The organism is Winogradskyella helgolandensis, from assembly GCF_013404085.1.
GTDB lineage: Bacteria > Bacteroidota > Bacteroidia > Flavobacteriales > Flavobacteriaceae > Winogradskyella > Winogradskyella helgolandensis.
In genome coordinates this window covers 1,212,006-1,238,073 of sequence record NZ_JABFHO010000001.1, presented here as the reverse complement: position 1 = coordinate 1,238,073, position 26,068 = coordinate 1,212,006, and the positions used below count along the sequence as shown (strand labels likewise).

Below are 26,068 nucleotides of genomic sequence, written 5' to 3'. Positions count from 1 at the left end.
AAGTTCTTAACAAATCTGTTTATAGCCACATAAAAAAGAGGATCTTTAAAAATTAGACCAATCGATTAATTTTCAGAACCTTACAATAAAAATAGCATAAAAAAATTTGTAAGTTTTATCGTGTTAAAATCAAGGTGAGTAAGCGAGTTTATTGGAGGTTAAGGCAAATAATCGCATTAGAATTAAGCACCAAAAAAGAGCGTTGACATAACGCTCTTTTTTCCCTAATAACTAACTAAAACTAATAATAAACGACTATAAAATCATTTATTATAAATTAACACAGTAATGAAATATTAGTGTTTTACAACCCTAATTTTTTTTAACCTATTAATAGCTAAAAACCAAAAAAGCAAACCCCTAATTTGCTCTAACTTTTGGTTAGTTTCATTATGCAAATATCATTTTAATTCTCCACCCATATATACTGCAATGTATAAATGGTAAAAAATAGTGTATAGATGGTTACACCTTATTTTTGCATTCTACACATAAAACTATGCATTGCACACATAATTATATCCTAAGCAATCAATATATTCCTATATTTATATTTAATAATTTATGAGCATGTTAAAAGCAGTAATTGTAGATGATGAACCAAAAGCTATCCAAAGTTTAATTTGGGAAATCAACAATTTTAATGAAGAAATAGAAGTTATGGCTTCTTTTACTAATCCGGATGAAGCATTGACTTTTTTAAACTCCAACACACCAGATTGTTTATTTTTAGATGTACAAATGCCAACCATTGGAGGCTTTCAATTTTTAGAGCAACTAAACGACATTAACTTTGCTGTAGTAATTACTACAGCCTATGATGAATATGCTATAAAAGCATTAAAACATGAAGCAACGGATTACCTATTAAAACCGATAGACTCAGACGATTTAAAAGATTGCATCTTAAAAATCAAAAAACACAGTGAGCGCTCAATTAGCACACATAAATTAGAGCGCATGCTTATTAATTTTAATGCGCAATTCGATAAAAAAAAGATCACCATTAATACGGATGGAAAATTACTCTTTTTAGATATTGATGAAATTATATACATAGAATCCGACGGTAATTATAGTACGCTATACTTACAAAATCAGAAAAAAATAGTCATTACCAAAAAACTAAAAGAGGTTGATGCTATTTTACCAGAACACTATTTTTTTAGAATTCATAACTCCTATATTATTAACCTTAACAAAATAAAAGCATTTATAAAAAATGAAGGTTATGTTATTATGGATAGTGACCATAAAATTCCTGTAGCAAGACAGCGAAAATCAGATTTTCTAGAAAAATTATAGTTTATGAAATATTTTTATACGCATAAGCTGTTAGGCCTTAGCATCCTGATATTCTTTTATGGCTCTTATAGCGCTGCTCAATCCGAGGATTTTGAAAACGCTATAAGTTATGTTGAAATAAATAAGCCTTCGCAATACACTATAATAGATTCTATTCTAAAACCATTTGAGAGTGATAGTGCAAAGATGACACATTTATTAAATCTGTCTAAGGAAACGTCTTGGAATGAAGGAGCCAGCTACGCACTTAACGCTTTGGGCGTCATACAAAGAGATATCTCTAATTACGATGAGTCTTTACAGCTTCATCAGGAAGCTCAAACCTACGCAGACGAAGCAAATAGCGATGAGTTAAAGATTACAAGTCTTAACATGATTGGTGTAGTTTACAGGCGCATGGACATTGTTAAACTAGCACTAGACTATCACACAGAAGCATTAAAAATTGCGTATTCCGTTATTGATCCATCCAAAGCTATAACTCATAATATTGCCATATCTCAAAATAGTATTGGCAATATTTATTTAGTACTAAAGCAATATGATTTAGCGCTACTCCAATTCAACAAATCACTTAAACTTGAAAAAGAAGCAGACAACAAATTGGGACTTGCTATTAATTATCATAACATAGGTTACGCGCAAGAGGCTAAAGGTTTTTTAGACACTGCCCTATCTAGTTACCAGCTTTCATTAGACTACAATGATACTATTGATTCAGAAATTGGTCGTGTTATTTGTTTTAACAGTATAGGACGTGTTTACCTAAAACAAAGTAACTATAAAGATGCAAAACCTATTATTTTAGAAGCCTTAGAAAAAGCTCTAGATTTAGACGATCAATACTATATTTCAGCTTCATACCTCAACCTTGGACAATTAGAAACAGAAACCAACCAACTCGTATCCGCTGAGGAACATTTAAAAAAAGCACTTAACATTTCTAATTCCTATAATTTAAAATCAACTGTAGCTGAATCGAGCAAATTATTATCAGAAGTAAGCCAGAAGAACAATGATTATAAAGCTGCCTTAAAATATTATCAGGATGCTGTTGAAATAGAAAACACCATTCTTACTGAGCAAAACTTACAGTACGTTAATGATATTGCAATACAATATGAAAACGAAAATAAAAACAACCAAATAAAAGCTTTAGCGCTAGAAAATGAAGCCGTTCGCTTACGATTAGATCGCAATAAACAAATCTTACTTTACACATCATTTCTTCTCGGTGCCATAGGCATCGCCCTTTTTATTATCCATAGAACAAAAGCGTTAAAGCGCGATAAACATATTTTAACCCTAGAACAAGATATGTTGCGAAGCCAAATGAATCCGCATTTTATTTTCAATTCGTTGAATTCCATTAAACTTTACATTATTAATAATGATAAAACTAATGCGGTTTATTATCTCAATAAGTTTTCGAAACTAATTCGAAAGATTTTAATGGCTTCAAAAGAAAAAGAAACATCACTTAATGATGAACTTGAAACCATGAAATTATATATGAATATTGAAAACATTCGATTTTCAAACGAAATAGATTTTAACATTAAAGTAGATCCGACAATCAACACTGAAATCATCAAACTCCCATCTTTAGTTCTTCAACCTTTTTTAGAAAATTCATTATGGCATGGTTTATCCTCAAAATCAGATAATAAAAAAATTGACTTAAAGGTTAGTAAGAAATCATCAGAATTTATAACTGTAGAGATTACAGATAATGGGATTGGTAGATTGGCATCAAAAGAAATAAATGAAAGAAAGCGACTAGAACGAAACTCCGTTGGAATAGATATAACCAAAGCACGATTGGCTAATTTTTCAGAAGCTTTCCAAAATTCATATACTTTAGAGATTGAAGATTTATACGAAAACGAAATCCCTTCTGGCACTAAAATAATTTTACAAATTCCCGTAAAACTAAAGAATCAAATTATTACTTAACCGCCAAATGCTCCCATCATAGAACCATATTTTGTGGTATCAATTGAAAAATCTGTTTTCTCCAAACTGGTGCATTCCATGGTTATATTATTTTTGGATTTCTTTTTGTCTTCATAAATCATTTCCATCATTAAGCCTTTCTCAGCGTATTTTTTCATGATCTCTGCATTAAATCCTTTTGGAAGATTCTTAACATTATCTCCAAACATTTGATTGAAACTCACAGGCACATCATCCGTAATATAATAGATAATTTTTACTTTATCATTTTCACTCAAATAGCCTTCGCAGTCATAACCATTAATAGTTTTTGAATCGATTTGTTTAAAATCATAATCTGACATATCCTCTTGCTTAGAAGTAAAATCTGAGGTTTTTAATTTTGTTTTCTGAACCACTTTTTTACCCATCATTTCCATAAACATGGCTGTAATTTCGAGCTCAGCATCCATGACCATAAATATGTTAGTATCTGCACTTCCTTTAGTCATTTCAGTAGTATCAAAACCAAAATAATTAGCATCTTCCTTTAGATAGTAATCCAGGTTTACATCTCCTTTTTTATGGGTTAATTTAAGTTTATAGATGTACTCAAAGTTATAAGACTCTGGAAGCTTAACTTTATTTGCTTTTCCGAATTGCGCATAAACAGTTTGTAGCATAAAGAAACAAACTACAAATACACTGCTTTTTAAAAAATTTAGAGTTTTCATATTTTATGTTTTTTATTAAAGTACACATAATCAACTAATAACTAAATGAATATGTGTACTTAGAGAATTATATGGTGTAATTAGTAACCTCAGAGTTAATTTATAATTAGCTTCTTACTTAAGGTACCACGTTCTGAACTAACTTTTAAGATATAAGTACCTTCTGCTAATTGAGAAACATCAATGTGCTTGCTTGTGGTTTCTAATACTTTGTTTCCCAAAATAGTATAGACCTCAACATTTTCAATTTGTAATTTTGTTTCTATATTAACTATTGAATGTGCAGGATTCGGATACATTTTAAACTGAGACACCAAGTCCTCATCTTCAATACCTAATGTTTCTATAGTAAAGAAACGTACCTGAATTATATTGGTAATAATCGCAGGGTTTTGATCAAAATAGATGTTAGCGCTATTATTTACAATGGCATCTTCTGCAATGCCTTCATCTGCTTTTACCATAAACTTTATATAACCATCATTATTGGCATCATCAAATGGTAAAAAGATATCATTGAAGCTAAATTTTAAAACATTTTCCCCTGCTCCATTTTTAAGAATATCTACATTATAATTATGACTTGCTTCTATCACTTTTACTGAGTTAGGATCTAAATTAGCATCCAACACATCAGTGACAACCACATCTTTTGCTGAGAAATTTCCTGAGTTTTCAAAACGAATAGTATAGGTTAACCATTTGCGTTCAATATGTCTATCATTAACTACTCCAGGAACACCTTCATCTACCAATTTATCATTGGGATCGTATGAACTATAAATTTTAGCACTATAAGGTCCTGGTCCATAAACTTGTTTAGGTTCTAAATATGGTGGATCTATATAAACATCGTTTGGATTTAAATATGGCGAATCGTCTACATCAAAACCGGTATTATTTTCATCACGATCTCCAAGAGGAAATAAAATTATAGGATCTAAAAGCGGATTACTGTTAGCATCTTCAAAATTATCAGAGCCCATCTTTGAAACACCATGATTTATAATTACACCTGATTCAGAAGGATCAAACAGACCTGTATCTATTTCTATTATGTACGTATTAAGTGGACTTACCGTTGGTATGGTAATTTTAATATCGGTTTGTGCACCAGTTTCTGAGATGTCTGGCGTAACGGTTAATTCATTTTGCGTATAAGCACCTGGTAGTAAATCTACGCTCCACTTGTTATTTCTTTGATCAATAGTTACTTTTTCTATAAGTTGAAAGCCTCCATTAGGATCTAACTCATACACTTTCACATCATCTATTGACGGTAAAATATTGTTACTATTTTCATCTTGATTTTTAAACGTATAAGTAACTTCAAGATTGTTAAACGTTTTTGTTGGTGATAAATTACCGATTGCCGTAGTATAGGTGTTTTCAAAATTAGCTCTTACAAATCCCCAAGCTCCTAACTTAGAACTGCTTTTTACAAGTAAAGAATTCACAAACTTAGGTCTTAACTGAAAATCATTACCATCGTAATTTTGATCACTGCTACCAACAACAACTTCTAACTGTCTATTTGAAGCTGTAACAAATTGCCCAATGGTTGGCAACGTAATTTCATAAGTTGAATTTTCATCATACATATAAAATGCATAAACTCCATTGGCATTGGTAAATGTAGAATATACATTCCCATTTAGTTTTAAAGCCACTAATTGACCTGCATACTCTTCACCTGTATCAAAAACATTGTTTTCATTAAGATCGTTATATATTAAACCAGAAACATTATAAGTTTCACCTTCAGTTCTGTATTCCGTAGCCATATCTGCATCTGTAAGTTTAAATGCATTCTGAGAAGCATGTGTCCACATGGCACCTTGACTATCAATAGATAAATCATCTGGTCTGTAATGACTTAAAGCTGGCAAAATAGAATTGATACCTTCTAAAAACGTGGTGCTAAATGACACGTTAGAGGTTCCTGCATTTTCAATTTTTACAATGGCAGTATTATCATTTAATAATACATGAGCAACATTATTAGTATCTACTATTAATGATACTATTTTAGAAAGCTCAGGATAATTAGCCCCTGGATAAATTGTAAATGTGCTACCATCGTAATAAATAAGCCCATTGGATCTCACAAACCACATTGCACCATTTGGTGCTGCAACAGTTCGTTTTAATGTTCCTAAATTTTCTGTAAAGGTATAATCTGTTGTCGTTGCAGTACTGGTTTCAAACTTTTTAATGATAGAACCATTACTTGCATTTTTAGAAAACCAGGCATCACCATTAGAATCTACCTGAAAATTATAAATATTTTCATAGCTAGCATCTAAATCGAACGTCGCTATAACTTGATTATATTTTAAAATCTTAACCTGTAAGGTACTTTCGTTATACCACCAAACCTCATCTTTATGACGTACTAATCCATTTGCGTTTTGATTTGTATCGTTTAATAAACCATAAAAAAGAGGTGTATCTATTTTGGTGATTTTAGTACCACTTATACTTAATGGTATAATAGGCTTATCATCTATATCGATGGCTGCATAACTACCGAGATTGGATACATCTGTAAATACAAACTGCTCATCATTAGCCATACGATGTACAATAACATCATCATACCAATTAAACCACCACATACCACCATTATCATCTGGTAAATTATAATTAAACCGCTTGCTAGATAAGTAAGAAATATTTCCTGTTTCATTATCTGTTATGGAAGACCAATTACCGTTATCATTTATTAAAATTTGATCAACACTACTAGAACCCGAAGAAGCTGAAAACGTTGTGAAATAAAATTTATCGTTTTTATAAAAGATATTATCTGGCACATATGGTGATTCTAAACCTAATTGTGGTAAATCTGCTAATGGTATTTGTTCCCATTGTGGCACACCTTGATCAAATTCTAATTTTATTAAACCATTATAGTTAAGTGCTGTACACCAAATTGTGCCAGCATTATCTAGAGCTATATTACTAAACTTATACGTATAGGCAGGATTAGTAGCTCTTGGTAATTCATATTGCTCAAAGGTTTCATTTGCGATATTAAATTTAAGAATACTACCATCGTTAGTTTCATTTAAAGCTAGCCATAAGTCACCATTATCATCAAACTTAATATCACTTACATTGTCGCTTGGTATACTTGGTGTTGAAGTAGTATTGTAACTTGTAGTTGTATAATCTAGTACACTTACTTTAAATAAACCTGATTGAATACCAAAATACAAATGATTATCTCGATAGGTGAACGTTGGCGAAATCAGTGCACCAGCTGATAATTGCGCAACATTGATAGACAAAGACAATGCACTAATATGTACTAACCCAATAGTCTCATTGTAACTGTACAGATGAGGACCACTGCCATCACGTGCAATAATCCAAGCTACATCACGATCTTCATCGTATGTCATAGTTACAGGACTACGAAAATCAGAAAATTCTATTGTAGATATCGTCTTTTGAGTACGGTTGTAGGTATATAAATAATAGTCACCACCAGAAAAAATAACATTGTTATTAGGCATAATTAAAGCACCTCTAAAAATATTATCATTTTGCCAATCTCCAGCTGTGGTAAAATCTGGAATAGCAATGTTTGGTACATTTTCATATGTGCCATCTGCTAGTTTAATAGATAAGCCATCATTAGTTACAAATGCTTCATCTGCATTGGCTCTATTCTCTACCATATACCTTATATTTCTGTTATTAAGCCCATAACTTTCTTCTACAACTCCTAAATTTCCGTTGCCATCGCAAAAGGTTAATTTACCAGCCGCTTCTGGTATGGTGTTTCCACATTCATTAGCATAAAACACTAATTTAGTTCCTGGAATATAAGCTTCAGATTTTGTAATTTGAGCACTAATCGCTATTGAAAATAACAATGCTAAAGTGAGTAATTTTGTTTTCATGATTGGTTGTTTACGTCTATAATTAATTTTTGCTACCTAATTCACTTAAAGAACTATACTGACTTACGTCTAATGTATAATCCACTTTCTTAAGCTCGGTACATGTGGTTTTAAAATTGTTATTGCTGTTTTTATCACTAGTAAATTCGGCCTCTAACATAAGACCATCTTTTAAACCCGTTAGAAGTTCTTTATTAAAGCCTTTAGGCATGCTTTGATTTTTACCAAATGCAGAATGCAAACTAATTGGCGCATTATTTGCCATATAAAAATGCATCGTTCCGTCGTTTATTTGGGTTTTGTAACCTTGACAACTATATCCTAAAATCTCTTTGGTATCTGTTTTTTCTAATATGAAATCATTGGTGTTTTCTTCTAAAGGATCTGCTTCAGGAAGTTCCATCGCTCTGTATATTTTTTGACCATTTACATCCATAAAAGTGATAAACGCGCCTCTTTCGCCATCCATTATAGTTTTGCTATTTTTTGAAGTATCAAACTCATCTAAAATCACAATTACACCAATGTATGCTGCTTCTTTTTTTAGCATATAATACATGTTAATCTCTTTATCTTGAGTTTGCGTTTTCATGCTATATTTCCATTCAAAATGATAGCTATCAGGAAGTTTTACATCTACTTTTTCTGTTTTTAGATCTATATTATCTATGCCGTCTTCTGCTTCGTCAAATACTTTGTCTATATTTTTATTAACGCGTTTTTCCGCGCGATTTTCTGCTTCTCTTTCAATTTTTTTCTCTGCTTTTTTTGCTAATTTCTTCCAAAACTGCGCTTGAACAGCATTACTCATTAATAGAAAAACAAGTGTAATAAATAGTGGTTTTAGTGCTTTCATATGTATTGCATTAACGTTTTAACAACTCGGTATTTTCTATTTAGTGTCTGTTTTAAAAAAAGGTAAACACAATTCTTTATTTTTTTTAGTAATAATTTGAAATCTTCCTTTTAGTACGTCTAAATACTAGGGCATAAAAAAACTCAGGACTTTATATTATCCTGAGTTTTTTAAAATTTAAATAGTCTTAAAGGGCTAAAAAAGCTGATTGCTTATAATTTATATTTTACACCAGCTGCTATAACTAACTGTCCACCATCAATGATAACATATTTTAATTCTGCAAAAGGTTCAATTTTACTACCAATATTAAAGTTAGCACCTGCACCTAAGTTTAGACCTATTCTGCCATCGCTTGATGAATAATTTTCTCCTAAAAACGAATTATCACCATCATAAGAGACTTTAACACTGGAGTAATTTAAACCACCAATACCATAAACAGAGATGTTTTCTTCATCCATAAAATAGTAATTGGCATTGGCATTAAACTCAAACCAATTCACTTTAATAAAACCCTCTTCTTTTGGTAAATAATAAATAAAGGAAGGCGCAATAGTAAGTTTATCCATAATTGGAAATTCTGCATTGACACCAATCCCTATATTTTCTATTTCTGTACCATAGGCTAAAAAGCCACCAATTTTAGTCTCTGTTTGTGCGTTAACAGTAAGTACACCTAAGACACTAATGATTACAAATGCTGTTATTAATTTATAGTTTTTCATTGTTTAAAATTTTGTTTGTTTAGTATATAAAATATGGTTGTATAAATTATGTGGAATTAGAAATAGAGGACATCAATATTAAATTCTCCTTCGGTAAACTCGTAAACCTGTGGCTCATCGTCTCTAGAATAGGTAAAGAAAAAAGTTCCTTTTACATTACGCAAAACAGAGCTAATTTGCTCACTGCTTGTAATGGTTACACTGCCTTGCATTGCGGTATATGTACTTAAAGCTGGATTTGTATTATTGAGTCTATATGTAGAAATAACCTGAGTATCGGTATCTCCTGTTGCCGTATAAGTACCTAACTCTACACTTGGTATCGTAATGTCTACATTTTCGCCATTATCTTTTGTAGCCGTTATACTAAAAAAATTAACCCCAACTGAGCCTATCGCTATAACATCGTCTGGGGTAAATTGCCCATCATTAACTCTGGCGAAAAATTCTACATCGCTTCCTCCATCATCATCTGGTGAATCTGAATCATCAGAAGAACATGCCGTTAATGTCATTGAAATGAAAATCGCCATAAAAAAGGCTTTTGACAAGTTTAAAAATTGTGTTTTCATAATTTAAAAGTTTTTAATTGGTTAGCATTCTTAATCCGAAGTTCTATGAGGTATACTTCATTATTTAAAACACTAACACTTAATATTTATAATTCATTTCTCTTTAGTGTCCTTATTATCAAAAAGGTAAACATGTCTTGGTTCTTTTTTATATTTTTAATTTATGTTGTTTACTTTTGAAAACTTAATGACACTAATATGGTAGATAAGGTTCTTGTTGAAGCTTTAAAAAAACGAAATTCAGAAGCACTGAAATCCGTTTATTTAGATTACAAGGCAGCTTTTATTGGATTTGCAAAAAAATATCCTTTAGATCAAGCAACGATTATTGATATTTATCAAGATGCTATTATTGCGTTGCATGATAACGCTGTTGATGGAAAATTAGATGATTTAAAAAGCGAACTAAAAACTTATCTCTTTAGTATTGGAAAATACATGATTTACAAAAGGTTAAGACAACAAAAAAAGATGTATTCAATTGATGAGGATACAACTTTAGAGAGCTTAAAAATAGATACTGATTACACTATAGATTTAATAGAGGATCTGTCAGACGATCAGCAAAAATTACAAATAGCCTTTAAAAGTTTAGGTGAAAAATGTAAAGCCATATTAACGCTATTCTATTACAGAGGTTTTACTATTGATGAAATTACAAATGAATTAAACTATTCTAATAAAGATGTAGCAAAAAGCCAAAAATCGCGTTGTATAAAATCCCTTAAAGACCTGATTTTTAATCCCTAATTATGACTAAAGACAAACTCATAGCGCACTATTTTTCTAAAACGCTTTCCCCTGAAGCGCAAAAGGAATTTGACCATTTATTGGCCACAGATCCTGAATTTAAAAAAACGTTTAAATTCCAAGAGAATCTTAAAACGGTTATCAAAAAAGAAACGCAAACGCAACTAAAAGAAGAACTTCATTCTTTTGAAAATTCCACAAAGGCATCGTCAAAAACATACATAAAATGGCTCGTTGCCGCTTCTATTATTATACTATTGGCATTGCCTAGTTTTTGGTATTTTGGACCATCAAATTTAGATAACGACGTACTTTTCGCAACCAATTTTACACCTTTTGAGAATGTAGTGCACCCTATAGTACGTGGAGAAGCCTCTGATGATTTAAAATCAAAAGCTTTTATTTCTTATGAAGCTAAAGACTATAAAGAAGCACTCAATTATTTTGATGCTATTTTAAAGGAAGGTGACAATGCTACGATTGCATTTTATAAAGCCAATGTTTTATTACAACTCAATAAGAATAACGAAGCTATAAAAATATTGGAACAGAATAATAAGCTACCACAAAAACTAAAAGCCCAACAGCAATGGTACTTAGCCCTAGCTTATATTAAAATTAATAACACTAAGAAAGCTATAGTGAGTTTGAACACAGTGATAGAAAATGGTACTTATAAGAAAAATGCTGCTGAGCGGTTATTAGAACAATTGGATTAGAAGTTATGCCGCTTGCTTCTTCTTACTTTTAAAAAATACAAAAGCTAATAGCACTAATCCAAAGCCTCCTAAAAAATACCAAATATCATCCGATTCTTTAGTTGCAATAGATGAAATATCACCAGAAACAACAAAACCAGCCCAATAATAAGGATGCTTTAATAATTCATTTTCCGTAGTATTTAGATAATCTTGTTTTGCCAATTGTAATGCTTCAGATTTATCAGAACCCTCTTTAAGATGCTTATAAAATGCAATCATAATTTCTTGTGTAGCATCATCTGGTGCGCTCCACAAACTTGATAATACGGAAGGTACTCCTGCAGCTGTAAAAGCGGTATTCATAGACACAATACCTTTTCCTGTTTTCAACTCTCCAACTCCTGTATTACAAGCACTTAAAACCACCATGTCTGCATTGAGATTTAAGCCATATAATTCTGAAATGTAAAGTTCATGATCCTCATCATCGTCCGAAAACACTAAACTACTCAACTCAGAGTCGTCATCGTTTAAAAAGGAATGCATTGACAAATGCAAAATAGAATAATCAGGAGACAATGATTTAAATGATCCTTTTGACGCTTTATCATTTACATAAACATCACTATTTTCAAATAGCTTAGAGATGGAAGAAACTTCCTTTAAAGCTCCTTCTAAATGATAAGGCTCACCTCTTACTGCTAGTTGCTTATCTGATGGGGCAAACAATGCATATGAAGGAGCAAATAAAGCAATTTTTCCGTTTTTTTCATTGTTATGTATGGGCGAATTTATAAAGCTTAAAGAAGATGCATAACTCACTTTCGTTTCATTAAGAATGTAGTCGTTATTAGTCACTAAAAGCTCAAATGGTAAATAATGTAAAATACCATCTGGTATAATATGAACATTATCAATAGCCAAAATATCTACATCTTTGAGTAAAGTGTTATATAGACTTTCAGAATGTTGCTTTATAGTTGCAACAGGAACATTGATGTCCTTTAATTCAGAAACAAGACCTTCAACTTTAGAGCTTAAACTCTTGTAATCCCCTATTTTTTTAATTGCTATTTTATTATCATAACAGAGGACTCTAAATAATTGGTTGTCTACAACTTTAAACTTAATAATATAACGATCTTTAAAGGTTTCAAGATTTTGAAGCGGATGTGCTATATTAACTAGCTTAGAAATATTAAAACCATCTTTCTGCAATTGTTCTTCAATAGACTTGAGTTTTACATTTTCTTCAAAAATAAGCTGGCTTAAGCTATCTGATTTCGTCGTTATATTTTTCTTTTTTAAATACGTGATATTTGATCGTATTTGTTGCTCTTTTTCAACTGTTAAATCTGCCTCAGTTTTTCCTGATGTTATTCTATTTGCGAGAAAGGTGTTTAATAAAAATTTAGCTTCAATAGCTTCCGTAAAATTCAAAAAACGAATTTTATCTTCCTCACTAAGAAGACCTTCAGAAGCTTTATTGTAAAAATATAATCCTATTTGATCATAGCTTTTTTTAAGTTTATCGTTTAAAAATTCTTGGTTAAAATTAGATTCAAATTGTTTTAAAGCTAACACATGTAAATTATGCTTTATCTTATCATCTTTAAAAGGCGCGTCATTAAGATCATTTACAACTTTTAAAATAAGTTCTGTATCGTTTAAAACAAGACTTGGTGTAAACTCATTATATGTAATTGTTTTAATATCTAACGCGTTATTGGCATCAGAAAAACCATGAATCAATTTATTAATATAACTGTACGCTACATCTCTATTATTGTTTTTTAAATTTAATGATGCATTAAGGATTAGTATATCTTTTTTAATAAACTGAGGTAAATCTTCTACAGTCTCCAACGCTTTTAATAATTCTTGTGCTTCAAGAAATCGCTGTTGATCGATATATATCTTTATTCTTGCTATTGTGAACTCTTCTTCAAATTTATCAAAACTTAAGTTTTTATGAATCTTCAAACCTTCATTCAGATATTCTAAAGCTTTATCATTATCCCTAAAACCGTAATATTTCGCAAGTATAATGTGAGCTGTTGCATAAAAGTCCGACTCAATATCATCTAATGTGTGTTTAGAATTTATTTTCTTCATTTCCTCAAAATGATAAAGCACAAAATCTTCTTGTCCTGTTTCTCTGTAAATTTCCATTAAGGCAGAATGAAATTGCAGTTCTTTTTTCACTCCTATTTTACCCATTCTATAGCGTTGAGCCTCTTCTCTATTATTTAAATAGATGTCTAGACCTTTATTTAAATAACCTGCTGCAATTTTGTAATTACCTTGACGCTTTTCATATTCTGAAAGATCATTATAAACACCTAATAAATAATCTAAGTTAGGTCTACTAACGCTATTAAATAAGGCTTCTGCTTTTTTTACATATTTTAAACGTTCAGAAGGAATATTTAAAAAATTGTAGTGATAAACCATTGCTAAATCTTTATAAACACTAGCCATTACATTGGTGTCTTTTGCCGTCATAAAACCATAAAAACGCTCTGCTTCCTTAAATACCTCTACCGATTTATTAAGTTTACCAACTTCTCGAGATATAACGCCAGAAGTGTGTAAACCTTTAAATAAAACTAAAGAGTCAATAGTCTCACATTGATAATGATATGCTATAGATTTACCGACATAGACTTCTGTATCCTCCATGTTGCGAATAAAATTATGCGCAATAATATACATGCGCCTATATGCTTGGTAAAGTCGTTCTGGTTTTGCGTTGCGTGCTTCGAGTTCTAAAATTTGAGATTGAAGCGCTTTATAAAGCGGTTTATTAATTTCAGGATTGTCTACATTACGTTCATTTTTACTCATTGCTAACAATAAATTTAAAAACGGAATGGTATCTTTTTGAGTTACCGCAGCTAATTCAATTGCTTTCTCTCTTGGCTCTATTACACCATCAAATTGAAATTGTACCTGCAGAGAATCTGCTATTTTTGTATACTCTTGCCAAGTAGTCTGGGCTGGCAAAGCAATAAAAAAGAGAAGTGAACTTAAAATAAGGTAGATGTGTTTCATAGCTATAGTCACTTTTTAAAATGCTACTATAGAACCCAACAAAAAATAGATCTGTAGGTTCATATTAGAGTTTTAAAAGTCTAATATACTACTTATAAGGAATTTACTTGTTTTTTTTGACTTCTTTTATTAGTGAATAGGCCTATTTTTGAAATTCTACCCAATCACTATATTATTTAAAAAATTACAAGAAAGGTTTGGCTTATGCAGAACTTAACACGAAAGAATTAAGCCTTCCTTTGACTGAAGCTAATATAACTTATACATTTATTTAAGCAACTTAATTATTACTTCTTCATTTTTTCGGCCACCTTCTCCAACTCAGCATACCAATCTTCTCCAAACTTTCTAATCAATGCTTCCTTTACAAATTTGTAAACAGGCACTTGCAATTCTTTACCTAAAGAACAGGCATCGTCGCAAATCTCCCACTTATCATAATTAACACCTGAAAATTCAGTGTATTCTTTAACTCTTATGGGATATAAATGACAAGACACCGGTTTCTTCCATTTAATTTCTCCTTGGTTATAAGCCTCTTCTATGGCGCAAAGTGCCGTTTTCTTCTCATCAAAAATAACGTAAGCACAATCTGCACCATTAATTAATGGAGTTTCAAAATCTCCAAAATCTGTCGTTATTGAAGTTCCCTGAGCTTCAATAGCATCGATACCTTCTTTCCTAAGAAAAGGTTTTACTTTAGGATAGATATCTTCTAGTATTTTGACTTCATCTTTATCTAAAGGAGCACCTGCATCTCCGTCAATACAACAAGCACCTTTACATGCTGAAAGATTGCAAACAAAATCCTTTTCTATAATGTCTTCTGAGACAATGGTTTTTCCGAGTTGAAACATGCCGCAAAAATACTTAAACTTAACCGCAATTTTCTATTGAAAATCTTTAATAATATCGCACCTTTGCAAAAAATTTCAAAAACACTAATGCAATTTAACCATTAACAGGCTATATTATAATTACTTACGGTTAAATTTTCAATTTTATAAAAGTTTTAAAACACTAAAAAAATGCAACTTAATTTTAAAGAAATATTCACAGCTTTCATGATCCTTTTTGCGGTTATTGACATCATCGGAAATATTCCAATCATTATAGATCTTCGTAAAAAAGTTGGCCATATACAAAGCGGAAAAGCATCTATAATAGCTGGTGTTATAATGGTTATTTTTCTGTTTGTTGGAAAAAGCCTATTAAGCCTAATTGGTATCGACGTTAACTCATTTGCTGTGGCAGGTGCATTTGTTATATTCTTTATTGCCTTAGAAATGGTTTTGGGCATTACGCTTTATAAAGATGATGAACATAGTGCTGTCACTGCTTCAGTTTTTCCATTGGCATTTCCGCTTATGGCAGGACCAGGAACATTAACAACCTTATTATCGTTACGTGCAGAATTTGCTATTGAAAACATTATTGTTGCAGTAATTAGTAACGTAGTTGTAATTTATATTGTATTAAAAACGTCTTCAAAAATTGAACGCATCATAGGTGCGAACGGAATTAACATTATAAGAAAAATATTTGGTGTAATTTTGTTAGCCATCGCAGTAAAATTATTTGCGCATAACATTAAAGCTTTACTGGCTTAAATTTTTAAACATGAAAGTATTTACACTTATTCTATCAGTCATTGCATTAGCGCTTATCATTTTTAATACGACAAAGTTAAATTTTGAGGCACTGTTTGAAGGAGAAAGTCAAACCGCATTAATTACAATTGTAGCTGCACTTTGTGCATTGGTTTTATTGCAAATCCTTCGAATTTCAAAAAAGATTGAAAAATTAAGTAAACGTCGCTAATGAATTTTGATGCTTTAATTATTGGTGGTGGAGCTGCTGGTTTATCCTGCGCTTTAGTTTTAGGTTCGGCTAAAAACAAACCGTTTGCAGAAAACAAAACTATTGGCATTATAACGCACCAAAAAACATCACATCTTCAAAATGCCTTATTTAATAATGTTTTAGGTTTACAACCTGGCACTTTAGGCTCTGAAATTCTAACCGAAGGCATAACACAATTAACAGATCTTTATCCTCATATTACCCAAATTGAAAATGAAAAAGTTAGCTCCATTGAAAAAAATGGTGACCACTTTATTATTACAACCAATTCGAATACTTATAATTCCAAAATTGTAGTTATTGCTGTTGGGTATACTAGTTTTATAACCATAAAAGGGCTAGAAAATTACATTGAACCACACCCAAGGGCAGCCATAGCAAAAGATAGAATCTGGTTAAAAAACACCGATCATCTTGTTGAAAAAAATCTTTATGTTGCTGGTACTTTAGCAGGTTGGCGAAGTCAGTTTGCTATGGCTTGTGGTAGCGGATCACATGTAGCCACAGATATTTTAACACTTTGGAATGATGGCAAACAAACTAAAATTCACGATAAAGTTTAAAAGGTTATTGCTGCTTAATATTAGGATAATCAGTACTTAAAAGTATCACTTCTTGCACCATAATATCTTCCTTATTTAGGATTTCTTCGAACGCATTATCATCAAATAATTGTCGTGCTAAAGTTGCTTTTATCAGTCGTCTTATTTCTGCATTATAAGCTACAAAAGAAATATTGGTACGTTCTCTTTGATTAACATAATCTTGAAAACTCATAACAATATCATCACTTACTTCAAAATTATTAATAAAATCGTACTTAGAAACACCTTCATATAATGTACGATCTTTATCTAATTCTTCAAAAACGAAATATCCAAAATGCCCTCGTCGTCTTAAATAATTGATGGTTTCATTATCAAATAAACGATCTATGGGTACAAATATATCCGGAATAATACCTCCACCTCCGTAAACTACTTTTCCTTTTGGTGTTGTATATTTTAAAGAGTCATCTACTTTTATACTTTCTTCATGCGCTAATTCTCCTGTCCTTAAGCGCTTATAATAATCATTGTAATAACTTTCAGTATCACCATTCGTATATGGTTTTTGAATAGAACGACCTGTTGGTGTGTAATATCTAGATACGGTTAATCGCACAGCACTACCATCACCTAATGCCATTTCGCGTTGTACTAAACCTTTTCCATAAGAGCGTCTTCCTACAATAATGCCTTTATCATTATCTTGTAATGCACCTGCTATAACTTCACTTGCCGACGCTGAGTTTTCATTGATAAGAATGTAAAGATCACCTACCTCAAAATCGCCTCTTTTAGTAGCGTAAATATGCTCTTCCTTGCCTCTTTTATCTTTGGTAAACAATATGAGTTTACCATCTTCTAAAAACTCATCTGCAATTTGTTCTGCTATACCTAAGAATCCACCTGGATTATCCCTTAAGTCTAAAGCTAATTTAGTAGCGCCAAGATCTTTCAACTCGTTGAGTGCCAACTTAAACTCCTTAAAAGTAGATTCTGCAAAACGATTCATTTTCATATATCCCAAGTCATCAGTAAGCATATAAGCAGCCTCTACACTTTTTATTGGAATAGCTTTTCGTTTGACATCAAACTCTAACAGCTCATCCTCACCTTTTCTAAATACCGTAAGTTTAACATTACTGTTTTTATCACCTTTTAATTTCTCACTTATGAAATCACTAGAAACATTAGGTCCATAAAGTGTATCTCCATCTGCTAACAGAATACGGTCTCCACTCATTATACCTGCACGCTCACTTGGACCATATTCGGTAGGTCTAATTACTGCAATAGTATCTCTGTAAGGGTAAAAGTTAATACCAATACCTACAAAATCACCTTTCATGTTTTCTGTGATTCGCTCTAAATCTTCTTTAGGAATATAAGTTGAATGCGGATCTAAATTATGTAAAATACCATTGACAGTAACATCTACAATACTGTCTGTATTCACTTCTTCTACGTACTCGTAATCTATATAATCTATTAACCGATTGAGTTTATCTTTCTTACTATTTGTAGAAAAAAGATTATCTGACGTATCAGAAAAATTCATTTTCCCACCTATAATAACTCCCGCTGCAATTGCAACACCGATAATAAGAGGTATGTATTTATTTTTTGTTGCCATATTTATTTCTCGTGAAAACAAGAATCTTCTCTTAAATCTTCAATAAGTTCTAATTCGATACCTGCTTTTTTAAGAAAGTCAATTCCTGAACAATCCTTATAATCTTGATGATAAACAACACGTACAATTCCTGCTTGATGAATTAATTTACTACATTCTTTGCAAGGTGAAAGTGTAATATATAATGTTGCTCCTTGGCAAGATTGTGTGGATGATGCTACTTTTAAAATCGCATTGGCTTCGGCATGTAGCACATACCATTTAGTATAACCTTCATCGTCTTCGCAATAATTTTCAAAACCAGTTGGTGTACCATTGTAACCATCCGAAATTATCATTCTATCTTTAACAATAAGGGCTCCTACCTGTTTACGCTTACAATGAGACAATTTGCCCCATTCTTTTGCTATTCGTAAATAGGCTTTATCGTAACGTAATTGTTTTGTCTTTGGCATTAATAATTAGTGTTATACAAACGTACCATGTTAGTAACGAAGATAAACGGATAGTATTTTATAAGCCATTTACTTCTCGTTAAAGTTTTACCAAACTTTTTTGGTTTATTTTAGAAAATCGCTCTCTATTATCATCGGAATTACAAGTCCTACTACAATAGCAGATATTACCATTACCCAGTCGCGACGCGAAAATCTAAAGACTGTTTGGCATAAAAACCCTAAAAATAAAACAATAAAAACAATGATGACTTGGGCAAGTTCAATCCCTAATGCAAATTCTACAAGAAGTTCTAGTTTATTTTCCGATTGACCCGAAAACATTTTAAATTCTCTTGCAAACCCTAAACCATGTATGATTCCGAAAAACAAAGTGGTAAAAAACAACAAACTAATCTTGCCCGTTTTTGATTTTTTACCTGCAGTAAAGACGTTATAAAGTGCCATGATTAAAATAGTAACCGGAATTAAAAACTCCACTAACACACCATTAATACTCACAATACCATAAGCTGCCAACACCAATGAAAGCGTATGACCTAAAGTAAATGTGGTCACTAAAACTAGTACTCGTTTCCAGTCATTAAAAACGTAAGGCACAGCCAATACCATTAAAAAAAGGACATGGTCATATCCATTAATATCTAAAACATGGTTCATGCCGTATTGCACATTAAACCAGAAATTTTCTAACATAATAATTTTGTTTGGGTAAATCAAAGTTACAATTAAAATGCAATATGTCTTGATTAAAATAAAGTGAATAAAATTTGTGTAATCCTATTTTCTTTCGGAATATTGTACCATTCAAAGTTCAAATAACGTATTGAAATGTTATCAAGAAAGGTGGAGGGATTAGACCCTTTGAAACCTTAGCAACCCTTAAACTTATTAAGAAGGTGCTAACTTCTACGTAATTGTCGATTCATTTATCGCACAATTGGATAGATAACCCAACATAATTACAAAGCTGTAATTAAACTTCTTTATAACATTTTCTATACATACGTCTAAGACGTATTTAGTTTTTTTGATTTATTTAAAGATTAGAAAATGAGTTCAAAACATATTGAAACACAAGCCATACGCACACAAATAGAGCGCTCACAATTTTTAGAGCATTCTAATCCTTTGTATCTAACATCGAGTTATGTTTTTGAAGATGCCGAAGACATGCGTGCTTCTTTTGCTGATGAAAAACAACGTAATATTTACAGTCGTTATTCTAATCCTAATTCATCAGAATTTGTAGATAAAATCTGTTTAATGGAAGGTGCAGAACGTGGTTATGCCTTTGCTTCAGGTATGTCCGCTGTGTTTTCAACTTTTGCTGCTTTACTTGATACAGATGACCATATCCTTTCTTGTCGAAGTATTTTTGGATCAACTCAAACCCTATTTAATAATATATTACCAAAGTGGAATATTTCAAATAGTTATTTTAAAATTGATGAATTAGATAAAATCGAAAGTCTAATTCAACCCAATACTAAAGTTATTTATGCAGAGAGCCCAACGAATCCTGCTGTAGATATTTTAGATTTACAACGCTTAGGTGATATTGCCAAAAAACATAATCTCATTTTTATTGTAGATAATTGTTTTGCAACCCCTTATTTACAACAACCCATAAAATTTGGTGCGCATTTAGTAATTCATTCTGCTACCAAATTAATAGATGGACAAGGTAGAGTGTTAGGTGGTGTAACGGTTGGCAGCTCTGATTTAATTCAAAAAATATATTTATTTTCGAGAAATACTGGTCCAGCTTTATCTCCTTTTAATGCTTGGGTTCTTTCAAAGAGTTTAGAAACATTACCTGTAAGAGTGGACAGACATTGCGATAATGCATTAAAAGTTGCTACCTTTTTAGAATCTCACGACAATGTGAATTTTGTAAAATATCCATTTTTAAAATCGCACCCACAATACGACTTAGCAAAAAAACAAATGAAAGCAGGTGGAAGTATCGTTGCTTTTGAAATAAAAGGAGGTATTGAAGCAGGTCGTAAATTTCTTAATGCAATTCAACTCTTATCACTTTCAGCAAATTTAGGTGATACACGAAGTATTGTAACACATCCTGCATCTACAACACATGCAAAAATACCAGAAGATGTCCGTTTAGAAACAGGTATAACTTCAGGATTAATAAGAGTATCTGTTGGTTTAGAACATCCAGAAGATATTATTAACGATTTAAAACAAGCTTTAGAAAACTAAGGTTAGTTCGAGTGATTTTATGCCATCGGAATAAAGTTGTATCGAGAACACACACATATTATGAGCACAATAACAGATGAATTACAAAAACGAATCTTGGTTCTCGACGGAGCTATGGGAACCATGCTTCAGCAATATAATTTTCAAGAAGAAGATTTTAGAGGCGAACGTTTTAAAGATTACCCATCACCTTTACAAGGAAATAACGATTTACTATCACTTACACAACCTGAAGCTATTGCAGAAATTCATGCAAAATATTTCGAAGCTGGCGCAGATATCGTAGAAACCAACACCTTTTCCGGGACTACAATTGCTATGGCAGATTATGACATGGAAGATTTAGTATATGAGTTGAATTTTGAATCGGCTAAAATCGCAAAACAAGTCGCTGACAAATTCACAAAAGAAAATCCCGAAAAACCGCGTTTTGTTGCAGGAAGTATTGGCCCTACAAACAAAACAGCGAGTTTATCACCAGATGTGAATCGACCAGAATACAGAGCGATTACATTTAATGAATTAAGAATTGCGTACAAACAACAAGTTGAAGCCTTAATTGACGGTGGTGTTGATATGCTTTTAGTCGAAACTATTTTTGATACATTAAATGCAAAAGCAGCTTTATTCGCCATTGAAGAAGTAAAAGAAGAACGCCATATTGATATTCCAATAATGGTTTCAGGAACCATAACAGATGCTTCTGGTAGAACATTATCCGGGCAAACGGTCGAAGCCTTTTTAACTTCAATTTCACATATTCCATTATTGAGTGTTGGATTTAATTGTGCACTTGGTGCGCAACAATTAAAACCTTATTTGCAAAGACTTTCTAACGAAACGGAATTTTTCACTTCGGCCCATCCTAACGCAGGTTTACCAAATGCCTTTGGAGAATATGAAGAATCGCCTAAGCAAATGCAACAATATATTGAAGACTATTTAAAAGATGGATTAATAAATATAATTGGTGGTTGCTGCGGTACGAGTCCTGACCATATAAAAGCAATTGCTGAAGCTGCCAAAAACTACGAACCAAGAAAAATTGTCATTTCTGCATAACCAGGAATCTACTTTTAAAAGACTGACATGACTGAAACAAAAAAATACCTTACCCTTTCTGGTTTAGAACCCTTAGTAATAACACCAGAAAGCAACTTCATTAACGTTGGAGAACGCACAAACGTTACTGGTTCTCGAAAATTTCTTCGACTTATAAAAGAAGAAAAATACGATGAAGCTTTAGAAGTAGCAAGAGATCAGGTTGATGGTGGCGCACAAATTCTGGACGTTAACATGGATGAAGGGATGTTGGATGGTGTTTATGCCATGACGACCTTTTTAAATTTGATTGCTTCAGAACCCGATATTTCTCGAATCCCTTTAATGATAGACAGTTCTAAATGGGAAATCATAGAAGCTGGCTTACAAGTAGCTCAAGGAAAATGTGTAGTAAATTCTATCAGTTTAAAGGAAGGTGAAGCCCAATTTAAACACCATGCAAAACTCATTAAACGTTATGGAGCTGCTGTAGTCGTGATGGCTTTTGATGAAGATGGTCAAGCCGATAATTACAATAGAAGGATCGAAATTTGTAAACGTTCGTATCATATTTTGGTAAACGAACTTAAATTCCCAGCTCAAGATATCATCTTTGATCCCAATATTTTCCCGGTGGCTACAGGTATGGACGAGCATCGCAGAAATGCACTCGACTTTTTTGAAGCGACCAAATGGATTCGTGAAAATTTACCATATGCTAACGTTTCTGGAGGGGTAAGTAATGTCTCTTTTTCTTTTAGAGGAAATAATATTGTGCGAGAAGCGATGCATTCTGCCTTTTTATATCATGCGATTAAAAACGGAATGAATATGGGAATCGTCAACCCAACAATGTTAGAAATTTATGATGAAATTGACAAAGATTTATTAGAGCGCGTAGAAGATGTTTTGTTTGACAAACGTGATGACGCCACTGAGCGTTTATTAGATTTTGCTGAATCCTTAAAAGGACAGAAAAAAGAACATGAAGAAAAGGTATTAGAATGGAGAAGTAATCCTTTACAAGAACGAATTACACATGCCTTAGTTAAAGGTATTGATGCTTTTATTCTTGAAGATGTGGAAGAAGCACGTTTAGCTTCAGAAAAACCAATTCATGTTATAGAAGGTCATTTAATGATTGGTATGAACGTGGTTGGTGATTTATTTGGAAGCGGTAAAATGTTTTTACCTCAAGTGGTAAAATCGGCACGAGTAATGAAAAAGGCGGTGGCTTACCTTCAACCATTTATTGAAGCCGAAAAAGATGGGAAACAAGAATTTGCAGGTAAAATATTAATGGCAACTGTTAAAGGTGATGTGCATGATATTGGAAAGAATATAGTAAGCGTTGTTTTGGGCTGTAATAACTACGAAATTGTAGATCTAGGTGTTATGGTTCCTCCAGAAAAAATAATTGAAACGGCCATAAGAGAAAAGGTAGATATTATTGGGTTGAGCGGTTTAATTACACCATCCCTTGATGAAATGGTTTATGTTTCTAAAGAGCTTGAAAAACAAAATGTAAAAATCCCTCTTATTATTGGAGGAGCAACAACCTCTAGAGCACATTCGGCTGTTAAAATTGCACCACATTACACAAATACTGTTGTTCATATCAATGATGCATCGAGAGCAGTAACTGTCGTTGGAGATTTACTCAAAAAAGATAGCAAAATATATAAAAATCAGATTCGTGAGGAGTACGATTTGTTTCGAGAGCAATTCCTAAAACGAACCCGAAAAAAAGAATACTTAACGATAAAAGAAGCTAGAAAAAACAAATTTAATATTGATTGGAATACTTCTGAAATCGTAAAACCAAAACAATTAGGGATTCAAGTTATTGAAGATTTTGATATTACAAAACTTGAAGATTTCATTGATTGGTCACCATTTTTTAGAAGTTGGGATTTACATGGAAAATATCCAGCGATTTTAACGGATAATGTCGTTGGAGAACAAGCCACAGAATTATTTGCCGATGCAAAAGTATTATTGAAACGTATTTTTGATGAAAAGCTTTTAAAGGCAAAAGCCATTTTTGGTTTGTTTGAAGCCAATACGACTAATGATGATGATATTGAGATTAAGGATACTTCTGGTAAAATAGTAGATACATTTTTAACACTACGTCAACAATCCAAAAAATCAGAAGGAAAGCCAAACATCGCTTTATCCGATTTTATAGCACCAAAAGCCACAGGAAAACAAGATTATATGGGTTGTTTTTGTGTGTCAACCGGATTTGGAACCGCAGAATTAGCGGCTCAATTTGAAGCAGAGCACGATGATTATAATTCGATTATGATTAAAGCATTAGCCGATAGACTAGCCGAAGCTTTTGCAGAATACTTACACAAAGAAGTTAGAATTAACCATTGGAATTACACCAATGACAACAACCTAACTAACGATGATTTAATTAAAGAGAACTATAAAGGAATTAGACCAGCACCTGGTTATCCTGCGTGTCCTGATCATTTAGAAAAGAAAACTATTTGGAACCTTTTAAAGGTTAAAGAAAATATTGGAGTTGAACTCACAGATAGTTTAGCGATGTGGCCAGCCGCCAGTGTAAGTGGTTATTATTTCGCAAACCCTGAAGCTAAATATTTTGGATTAGGAAAAATAAAAGAAGATCAGGTTGAAGATTATAGTAAACGTAGAGATATTTCGAATGAAGAAGCCACAAAATGGTTGAGTCCTAATATTGCGGATTAACTGTCATTCCTGCGCAAGCAGGAATCTATTTTATAATATAATTAGTAATTAAAAAGATTCCCACTTTCGTGGGAAGTGCGTATGAAAGTAACAGATCACATTAAAAACGCAAACGGAAAAACCTTATTTTCCTTTGAAATTATTCCACCTAAAAAAGGAAATAGCATTCAGCAACTCTATAATAATATTGAGCCTTTAATGGAATTTAATCCACCTTTTATAGATGTTACGACCTCTAGAGAAGAATACCTCTATATTGAAAAAGAGGGGCTTCTAGATCGTAAGATTACACGTATGCGACCAGGAACTGTTGGTATTTGTGCTGCTATTAAACACAAATATGACGTTGATACGGTTCCGCATGTATTGTGTGGCGGATTTACAAAAGAAGAAACAGAGTATTTGCTTGTAGATTGTCATTATCTAGGTATAAATAATGTGATGGCCTTGCGAGGAGATGCTATGAAGCATCAACAATATTTTGAGGCTTGTGATGGAGGACACCAATTTGCAAAAGGTTTGGTGAGTCAGATTCAAAATCTTAACAAAGGGCAGTATTTACATGATGTTCTTGAGGCTGATGACAAATCTGATTTTTGCATTGGAGTTGCTGGTTATCCTGAAAAACATATTGAATCACCATCTTTAAAGACGGATTTAAAACGTCTAAAAGAAAAAGTAGATGCAGGAGCTGATTACGTAGTTACGCAAATGTTTTTTGACAATAAAAAGTATTTTGAATTTGTTTCAGCTGCTAAAGCAGAAGGGATTAATGTACCTATAATTCCTGGTATTAAACCTATTGCCGTAAAGCGCCATTTACAGTTATTACCACAAGTTTTTAAAATTGATTTACCTGAAGATTTAATAGAAGCTGTAGATGGTTGTAAAAGCAATGAACAAGTGCGGCAAGTTGGCGTAGAATGGGCTATTCAACAATCTAAGGAATTACAACAAGCAGGTGTTCCTGTTTTGCACTACTATTCTATGGGAAAAAGTGACAATATAAAAGCGATTGCTTCTGAGTTGTTTTAGTAT

General features: G+C 32.2%; 21 protein-coding genes and 1 riboswitch. Of the genes, 11 read left to right on the top strand and 10 right to left on the bottom strand.

The window, feature by feature from the left end:
* The first annotated feature begins 570 nt into the window (after positions 1–570).
* Together HM992_RS05055 and HM992_RS05050 are read left to right on the top strand one after the other, a co-directional pair.
* The gene (locus HM992_RS05055; RefSeq protein WP_179318938.1) at positions 571–1,305 is read left to right on the top strand and encodes a LytR/AlgR family response regulator transcription factor; all 735 of its coding nucleotides are present in this window, start codon (positions 571–573) and stop codon (positions 1,303–1,305) included.
* A 3-nt stretch (positions 1,306–1,308) separates the two neighbouring features.
* Entirely contained in the window at positions 1,309–3,261 is a 1,953-nt protein-coding gene (locus tag HM992_RS05050; protein WP_179318937.1) for a tetratricopeptide repeat-containing sensor histidine kinase, read from the top strand.
* Here HM992_RS05050 and HM992_RS05045 read toward each other — a convergent pair.
* From HM992_RS05045 to HM992_RS05025, 5 genes are all read right to left on the bottom strand, one after another.
* Positions 3,258–3,974 (bottom strand): DUF4412 domain-containing protein, encoded by a 717-nt coding sequence (locus HM992_RS05045; protein ID WP_179318936.1) that lies wholly within the window; start codon positions 3,972–3,974, stop codon positions 3,258–3,260. The two genes, HM992_RS05050 and HM992_RS05045, sit on opposite strands and share 4 nt — an antisense overlap.
* Positions 3,975–4,069: 95 nt before the next feature.
* Positions 4,070–7,885 (bottom strand): DUF7619 domain-containing protein, encoded by a 3,816-nt coding sequence (locus HM992_RS05040; RefSeq protein ID WP_179318935.1) that lies wholly within the window; start codon positions 7,883–7,885, stop codon positions 4,070–4,072.
* A 22-nt stretch (positions 7,886–7,907) separates the two neighbouring features.
* Positions 7,908–8,741 (bottom strand): DUF4412 domain-containing protein, encoded by an 834-nt coding sequence (locus HM992_RS05035; protein ID WP_179318934.1) that lies wholly within the window; start codon positions 8,739–8,741, stop codon positions 7,908–7,910.
* Positions 8,742–8,953: 212 nt separating this feature from the next.
* Positions 8,954–9,469 carry an outer membrane protein gene (locus HM992_RS05030; RefSeq protein ID WP_179318933.1) on the bottom strand — a complete coding sequence of 172 codons (516 nt, stop codon included), beginning with the start codon at positions 9,467–9,469 and terminating at the stop codon, positions 8,954–8,956.
* 56 nt (positions 9,470–9,525) lie between these two features.
* Positions 9,526–10,041: a DUF6252 family protein gene (locus HM992_RS05025; protein WP_178986098.1), complete on the bottom strand. Its 516-nt coding sequence runs from the start codon at positions 10,039–10,041 to the stop codon at positions 9,526–9,528.
* Between the two features lie 198 nt (positions 10,042–10,239).
* Between HM992_RS05025 and HM992_RS05020 the strand changes: the two genes are divergently transcribed.
* Positions 10,240–10,791 (top strand): RNA polymerase sigma factor, encoded by a 552-nt coding sequence (locus HM992_RS05020; RefSeq protein WP_179318932.1) that lies wholly within the window; start codon positions 10,240–10,242, stop codon positions 10,789–10,791.
* Positions 10,792–10,793: 2 nt separating this feature from the next.
* The gene (locus HM992_RS05015; RefSeq protein WP_179318931.1) at positions 10,794–11,510 is read left to right on the top strand and encodes a tetratricopeptide repeat protein; all 717 of its coding nucleotides are present in this window, start codon (positions 10,794–10,796) and stop codon (positions 11,508–11,510) included.
* Between the two features lie 3 nt (positions 11,511–11,513).
* On the opposite strand, the gene HM992_RS05010 is transcribed toward HM992_RS05015, so the two are convergent.
* Together HM992_RS05010 and HM992_RS05005 are read right to left on the bottom strand one after the other, a co-directional pair.
* The gene (locus HM992_RS05010) at positions 11,514–14,546 is read right to left on the bottom strand and encodes a CHAT domain-containing protein (RefSeq protein ID WP_179318930.1); all 3,033 of its coding nucleotides are present in this window, start codon (positions 14,544–14,546) and stop codon (positions 11,514–11,516) included.
* A gap of 287 nt (positions 14,547–14,833) precedes the next feature.
* Entirely contained in the window at positions 14,834–15,403 is a 570-nt protein-coding gene (locus HM992_RS05005; RefSeq protein ID WP_178986102.1) for a DUF3109 family protein, read from the bottom strand.
* A gap of 171 nt (positions 15,404–15,574) precedes the next feature.
* Here HM992_RS05005 and HM992_RS05000 point away from each other — a divergent pair, with 171 nt between their 5' ends.
* From HM992_RS05000 to HM992_RS04990, 3 genes are read left to right on the top strand one after another with little or no spacing between them, the layout of a single operon-like run.
* Positions 15,575–16,156 carry a MarC family protein gene (locus tag HM992_RS05000; RefSeq protein ID WP_178986103.1) on the top strand — a complete coding sequence of 194 codons (582 nt, stop codon included), beginning with the start codon at positions 15,575–15,577 and terminating at the stop codon, positions 16,154–16,156.
* A gap of 10 nt (positions 16,157–16,166) precedes the next feature.
* Positions 16,167–16,367, top strand: a complete 201-nt coding sequence (locus HM992_RS04995; protein ID WP_179318929.1) for a hypothetical protein — start codon at positions 16,167–16,169, stop codon at positions 16,365–16,367.
* Complete coding sequence (locus HM992_RS04990; RefSeq protein WP_179318928.1) at positions 16,367–16,972, top strand: FAD-dependent oxidoreductase; 606 nt, start codon at positions 16,367–16,369, stop codon at positions 16,970–16,972. The genes HM992_RS04995 and HM992_RS04990 overlap by 1 nt, the downstream gene beginning before the upstream one ends.
* Positions 16,973–16,976: 4 nt before the next feature.
* On the opposite strand, the gene HM992_RS04985 is transcribed toward HM992_RS04990, so the two are convergent.
* From HM992_RS04985 to HM992_RS04975, 3 genes are all read right to left on the bottom strand, one after another.
* On the bottom strand, positions 16,977–18,587 hold the full coding sequence (locus HM992_RS04985; RefSeq protein WP_179318927.1) for a S41 family peptidase: 1,611 nt from the start codon (positions 18,585–18,587) through the stop codon (positions 16,977–16,979).
* Positions 18,588–18,589: 2 nt separating this feature from the next.
* A complete protein-coding gene (locus tag HM992_RS04980) occupies positions 18,590–19,042 on the bottom strand; it encodes a deoxycytidylate deaminase (protein ID WP_178986107.1) in 453 nt (150 codons plus the stop codon).
* A gap of 105 nt (positions 19,043–19,147) precedes the next feature.
* On the bottom strand, positions 19,148–19,738 hold the full coding sequence (locus tag HM992_RS04975) for a HupE/UreJ family protein (protein WP_178986108.1): 591 nt from the start codon (positions 19,736–19,738) through the stop codon (positions 19,148–19,150).
* A 135-nt stretch (positions 19,739–19,873) separates the two neighbouring features.
* A riboswitch (SAM riboswitch) is annotated at positions 19,874–19,997 on the top strand.
* A gap of 98 nt (positions 19,998–20,095) precedes the next feature.
* Between HM992_RS04975 and HM992_RS04970 the strand changes: the two genes are divergently transcribed.
* The 4 genes from HM992_RS04970 to metF all read left to right on the top strand — a co-directional run bounded on the left by HM992_RS04970 (position 20,096) and on the right by metF (position 26,065).
* Entirely contained in the window at positions 20,096–21,265 is a 1,170-nt protein-coding gene (locus HM992_RS04970; protein WP_179318926.1) for a trans-sulfuration enzyme family protein, read from the top strand.
* 60 nt (positions 21,266–21,325) lie between these two features.
* Complete coding sequence (locus HM992_RS04965; protein WP_179318925.1) at positions 21,326–22,327, top strand: homocysteine S-methyltransferase family protein; 1,002 nt, start codon at positions 21,326–21,328, stop codon at positions 22,325–22,327.
* 27 nt (positions 22,328–22,354) lie between these two features.
* Positions 22,355–25,030, top strand: coding sequence for a methionine synthase (metH, locus tag HM992_RS04960; RefSeq protein WP_179318924.1), 2,676 nt, complete (start codon positions 22,355–22,357; stop codon positions 25,028–25,030).
* 81 nt (positions 25,031–25,111) lie between these two features.
* Positions 25,112–26,065, top strand: a complete 954-nt coding sequence (gene metF / locus HM992_RS04955) for a methylenetetrahydrofolate reductase [NAD(P)H] (protein ID WP_179318923.1) — start codon at positions 25,112–25,114, stop codon at positions 26,063–26,065.
* Positions 26,066–26,068: the final 3 nt, after the last annotated feature.

Bases quoted from the DNA above. Each gene is read 5' to 3' on its own strand.
- HM992_RS05055 (WP_179318938.1), top strand. From the start codon at position 571: ATGTTAAAAGCAGTAATTGTAGATGATGAACCAAAAGCTATCCAAAGT.
- HM992_RS05050 (WP_179318937.1), top strand. From the start codon at position 1,309: ATGAAATATTTTTATACGCATAAGCTGTTAGGCCTTAGCATCCTGATA.
- HM992_RS05045 (WP_179318936.1), bottom strand. From the start codon at position 3,974: ATGAAAACTCTAAATTTTTTAAAAAGCAGTGTATTTGTAGTTTGTTTC.
- HM992_RS05040 (WP_179318935.1), bottom strand. From the start codon at position 7,885: ATGAAAACAAAATTACTCACTTTAGCATTGTTATTTTCAATAGCGATT.
- HM992_RS05035 (WP_179318934.1), bottom strand. From the start codon at position 8,741: ATGAAAGCACTAAAACCACTATTTATTACACTTGTTTTTCTATTAATG.
- HM992_RS05030 (WP_179318933.1), bottom strand. From the start codon at position 9,469: ATGAAAAACTATAAATTAATAACAGCATTTGTAATCATTAGTGTCTTA.
- HM992_RS05025 (WP_178986098.1), bottom strand. From the start codon at position 10,041: ATGAAAACACAATTTTTAAACTTGTCAAAAGCCTTTTTTATGGCGATT.
- HM992_RS05020 (WP_179318932.1), top strand. From the start codon at position 10,240: ATGGTAGATAAGGTTCTTGTTGAAGCTTTAAAAAAACGAAATTCAGAA.
- HM992_RS05015 (WP_179318931.1), top strand. From the start codon at position 10,794: ATGACTAAAGACAAACTCATAGCGCACTATTTTTCTAAAACGCTTTCC.
- HM992_RS05010 (WP_179318930.1), bottom strand. From the start codon at position 14,546: ATGAAACACATCTACCTTATTTTAAGTTCACTTCTCTTTTTTATTGCT.
- HM992_RS05005 (WP_178986102.1), bottom strand. From the start codon at position 15,403: ATGTTTCAACTCGGAAAAACCATTGTCTCAGAAGACATTATAGAAAAG.
- HM992_RS05000 (WP_178986103.1), top strand. From the start codon at position 15,575: ATGCAACTTAATTTTAAAGAAATATTCACAGCTTTCATGATCCTTTTT.
- HM992_RS04995 (WP_179318929.1), top strand. From the start codon at position 16,167: ATGAAAGTATTTACACTTATTCTATCAGTCATTGCATTAGCGCTTATC.
- HM992_RS04990 (WP_179318928.1), top strand. From the start codon at position 16,367: ATGAATTTTGATGCTTTAATTATTGGTGGTGGAGCTGCTGGTTTATCC.
- HM992_RS04985 (WP_179318927.1), bottom strand. From the start codon at position 18,587: ATGGCAACAAAAAATAAATACATACCTCTTATTATCGGTGTTGCAATT.
- HM992_RS04980 (WP_178986107.1), bottom strand. From the start codon at position 19,042: ATGCCAAAGACAAAACAATTACGTTACGATAAAGCCTATTTACGAATA.
- HM992_RS04975 (WP_178986108.1), bottom strand. From the start codon at position 19,738: ATGTTAGAAAATTTCTGGTTTAATGTGCAATACGGCATGAACCATGTT.
- HM992_RS04970 (WP_179318926.1), top strand. From the start codon at position 20,096: ATGAGTTCAAAACATATTGAAACACAAGCCATACGCACACAAATAGAG.
- HM992_RS04965 (WP_179318925.1), top strand. From the start codon at position 21,326: ATGAGCACAATAACAGATGAATTACAAAAACGAATCTTGGTTCTCGAC.
- metH (WP_179318924.1), top strand. From the start codon at position 22,355: ATGACTGAAACAAAAAAATACCTTACCCTTTCTGGTTTAGAACCCTTA.
- metF (WP_179318923.1), top strand. From the start codon at position 25,112: ATGAAAGTAACAGATCACATTAAAAACGCAAACGGAAAAACCTTATTT.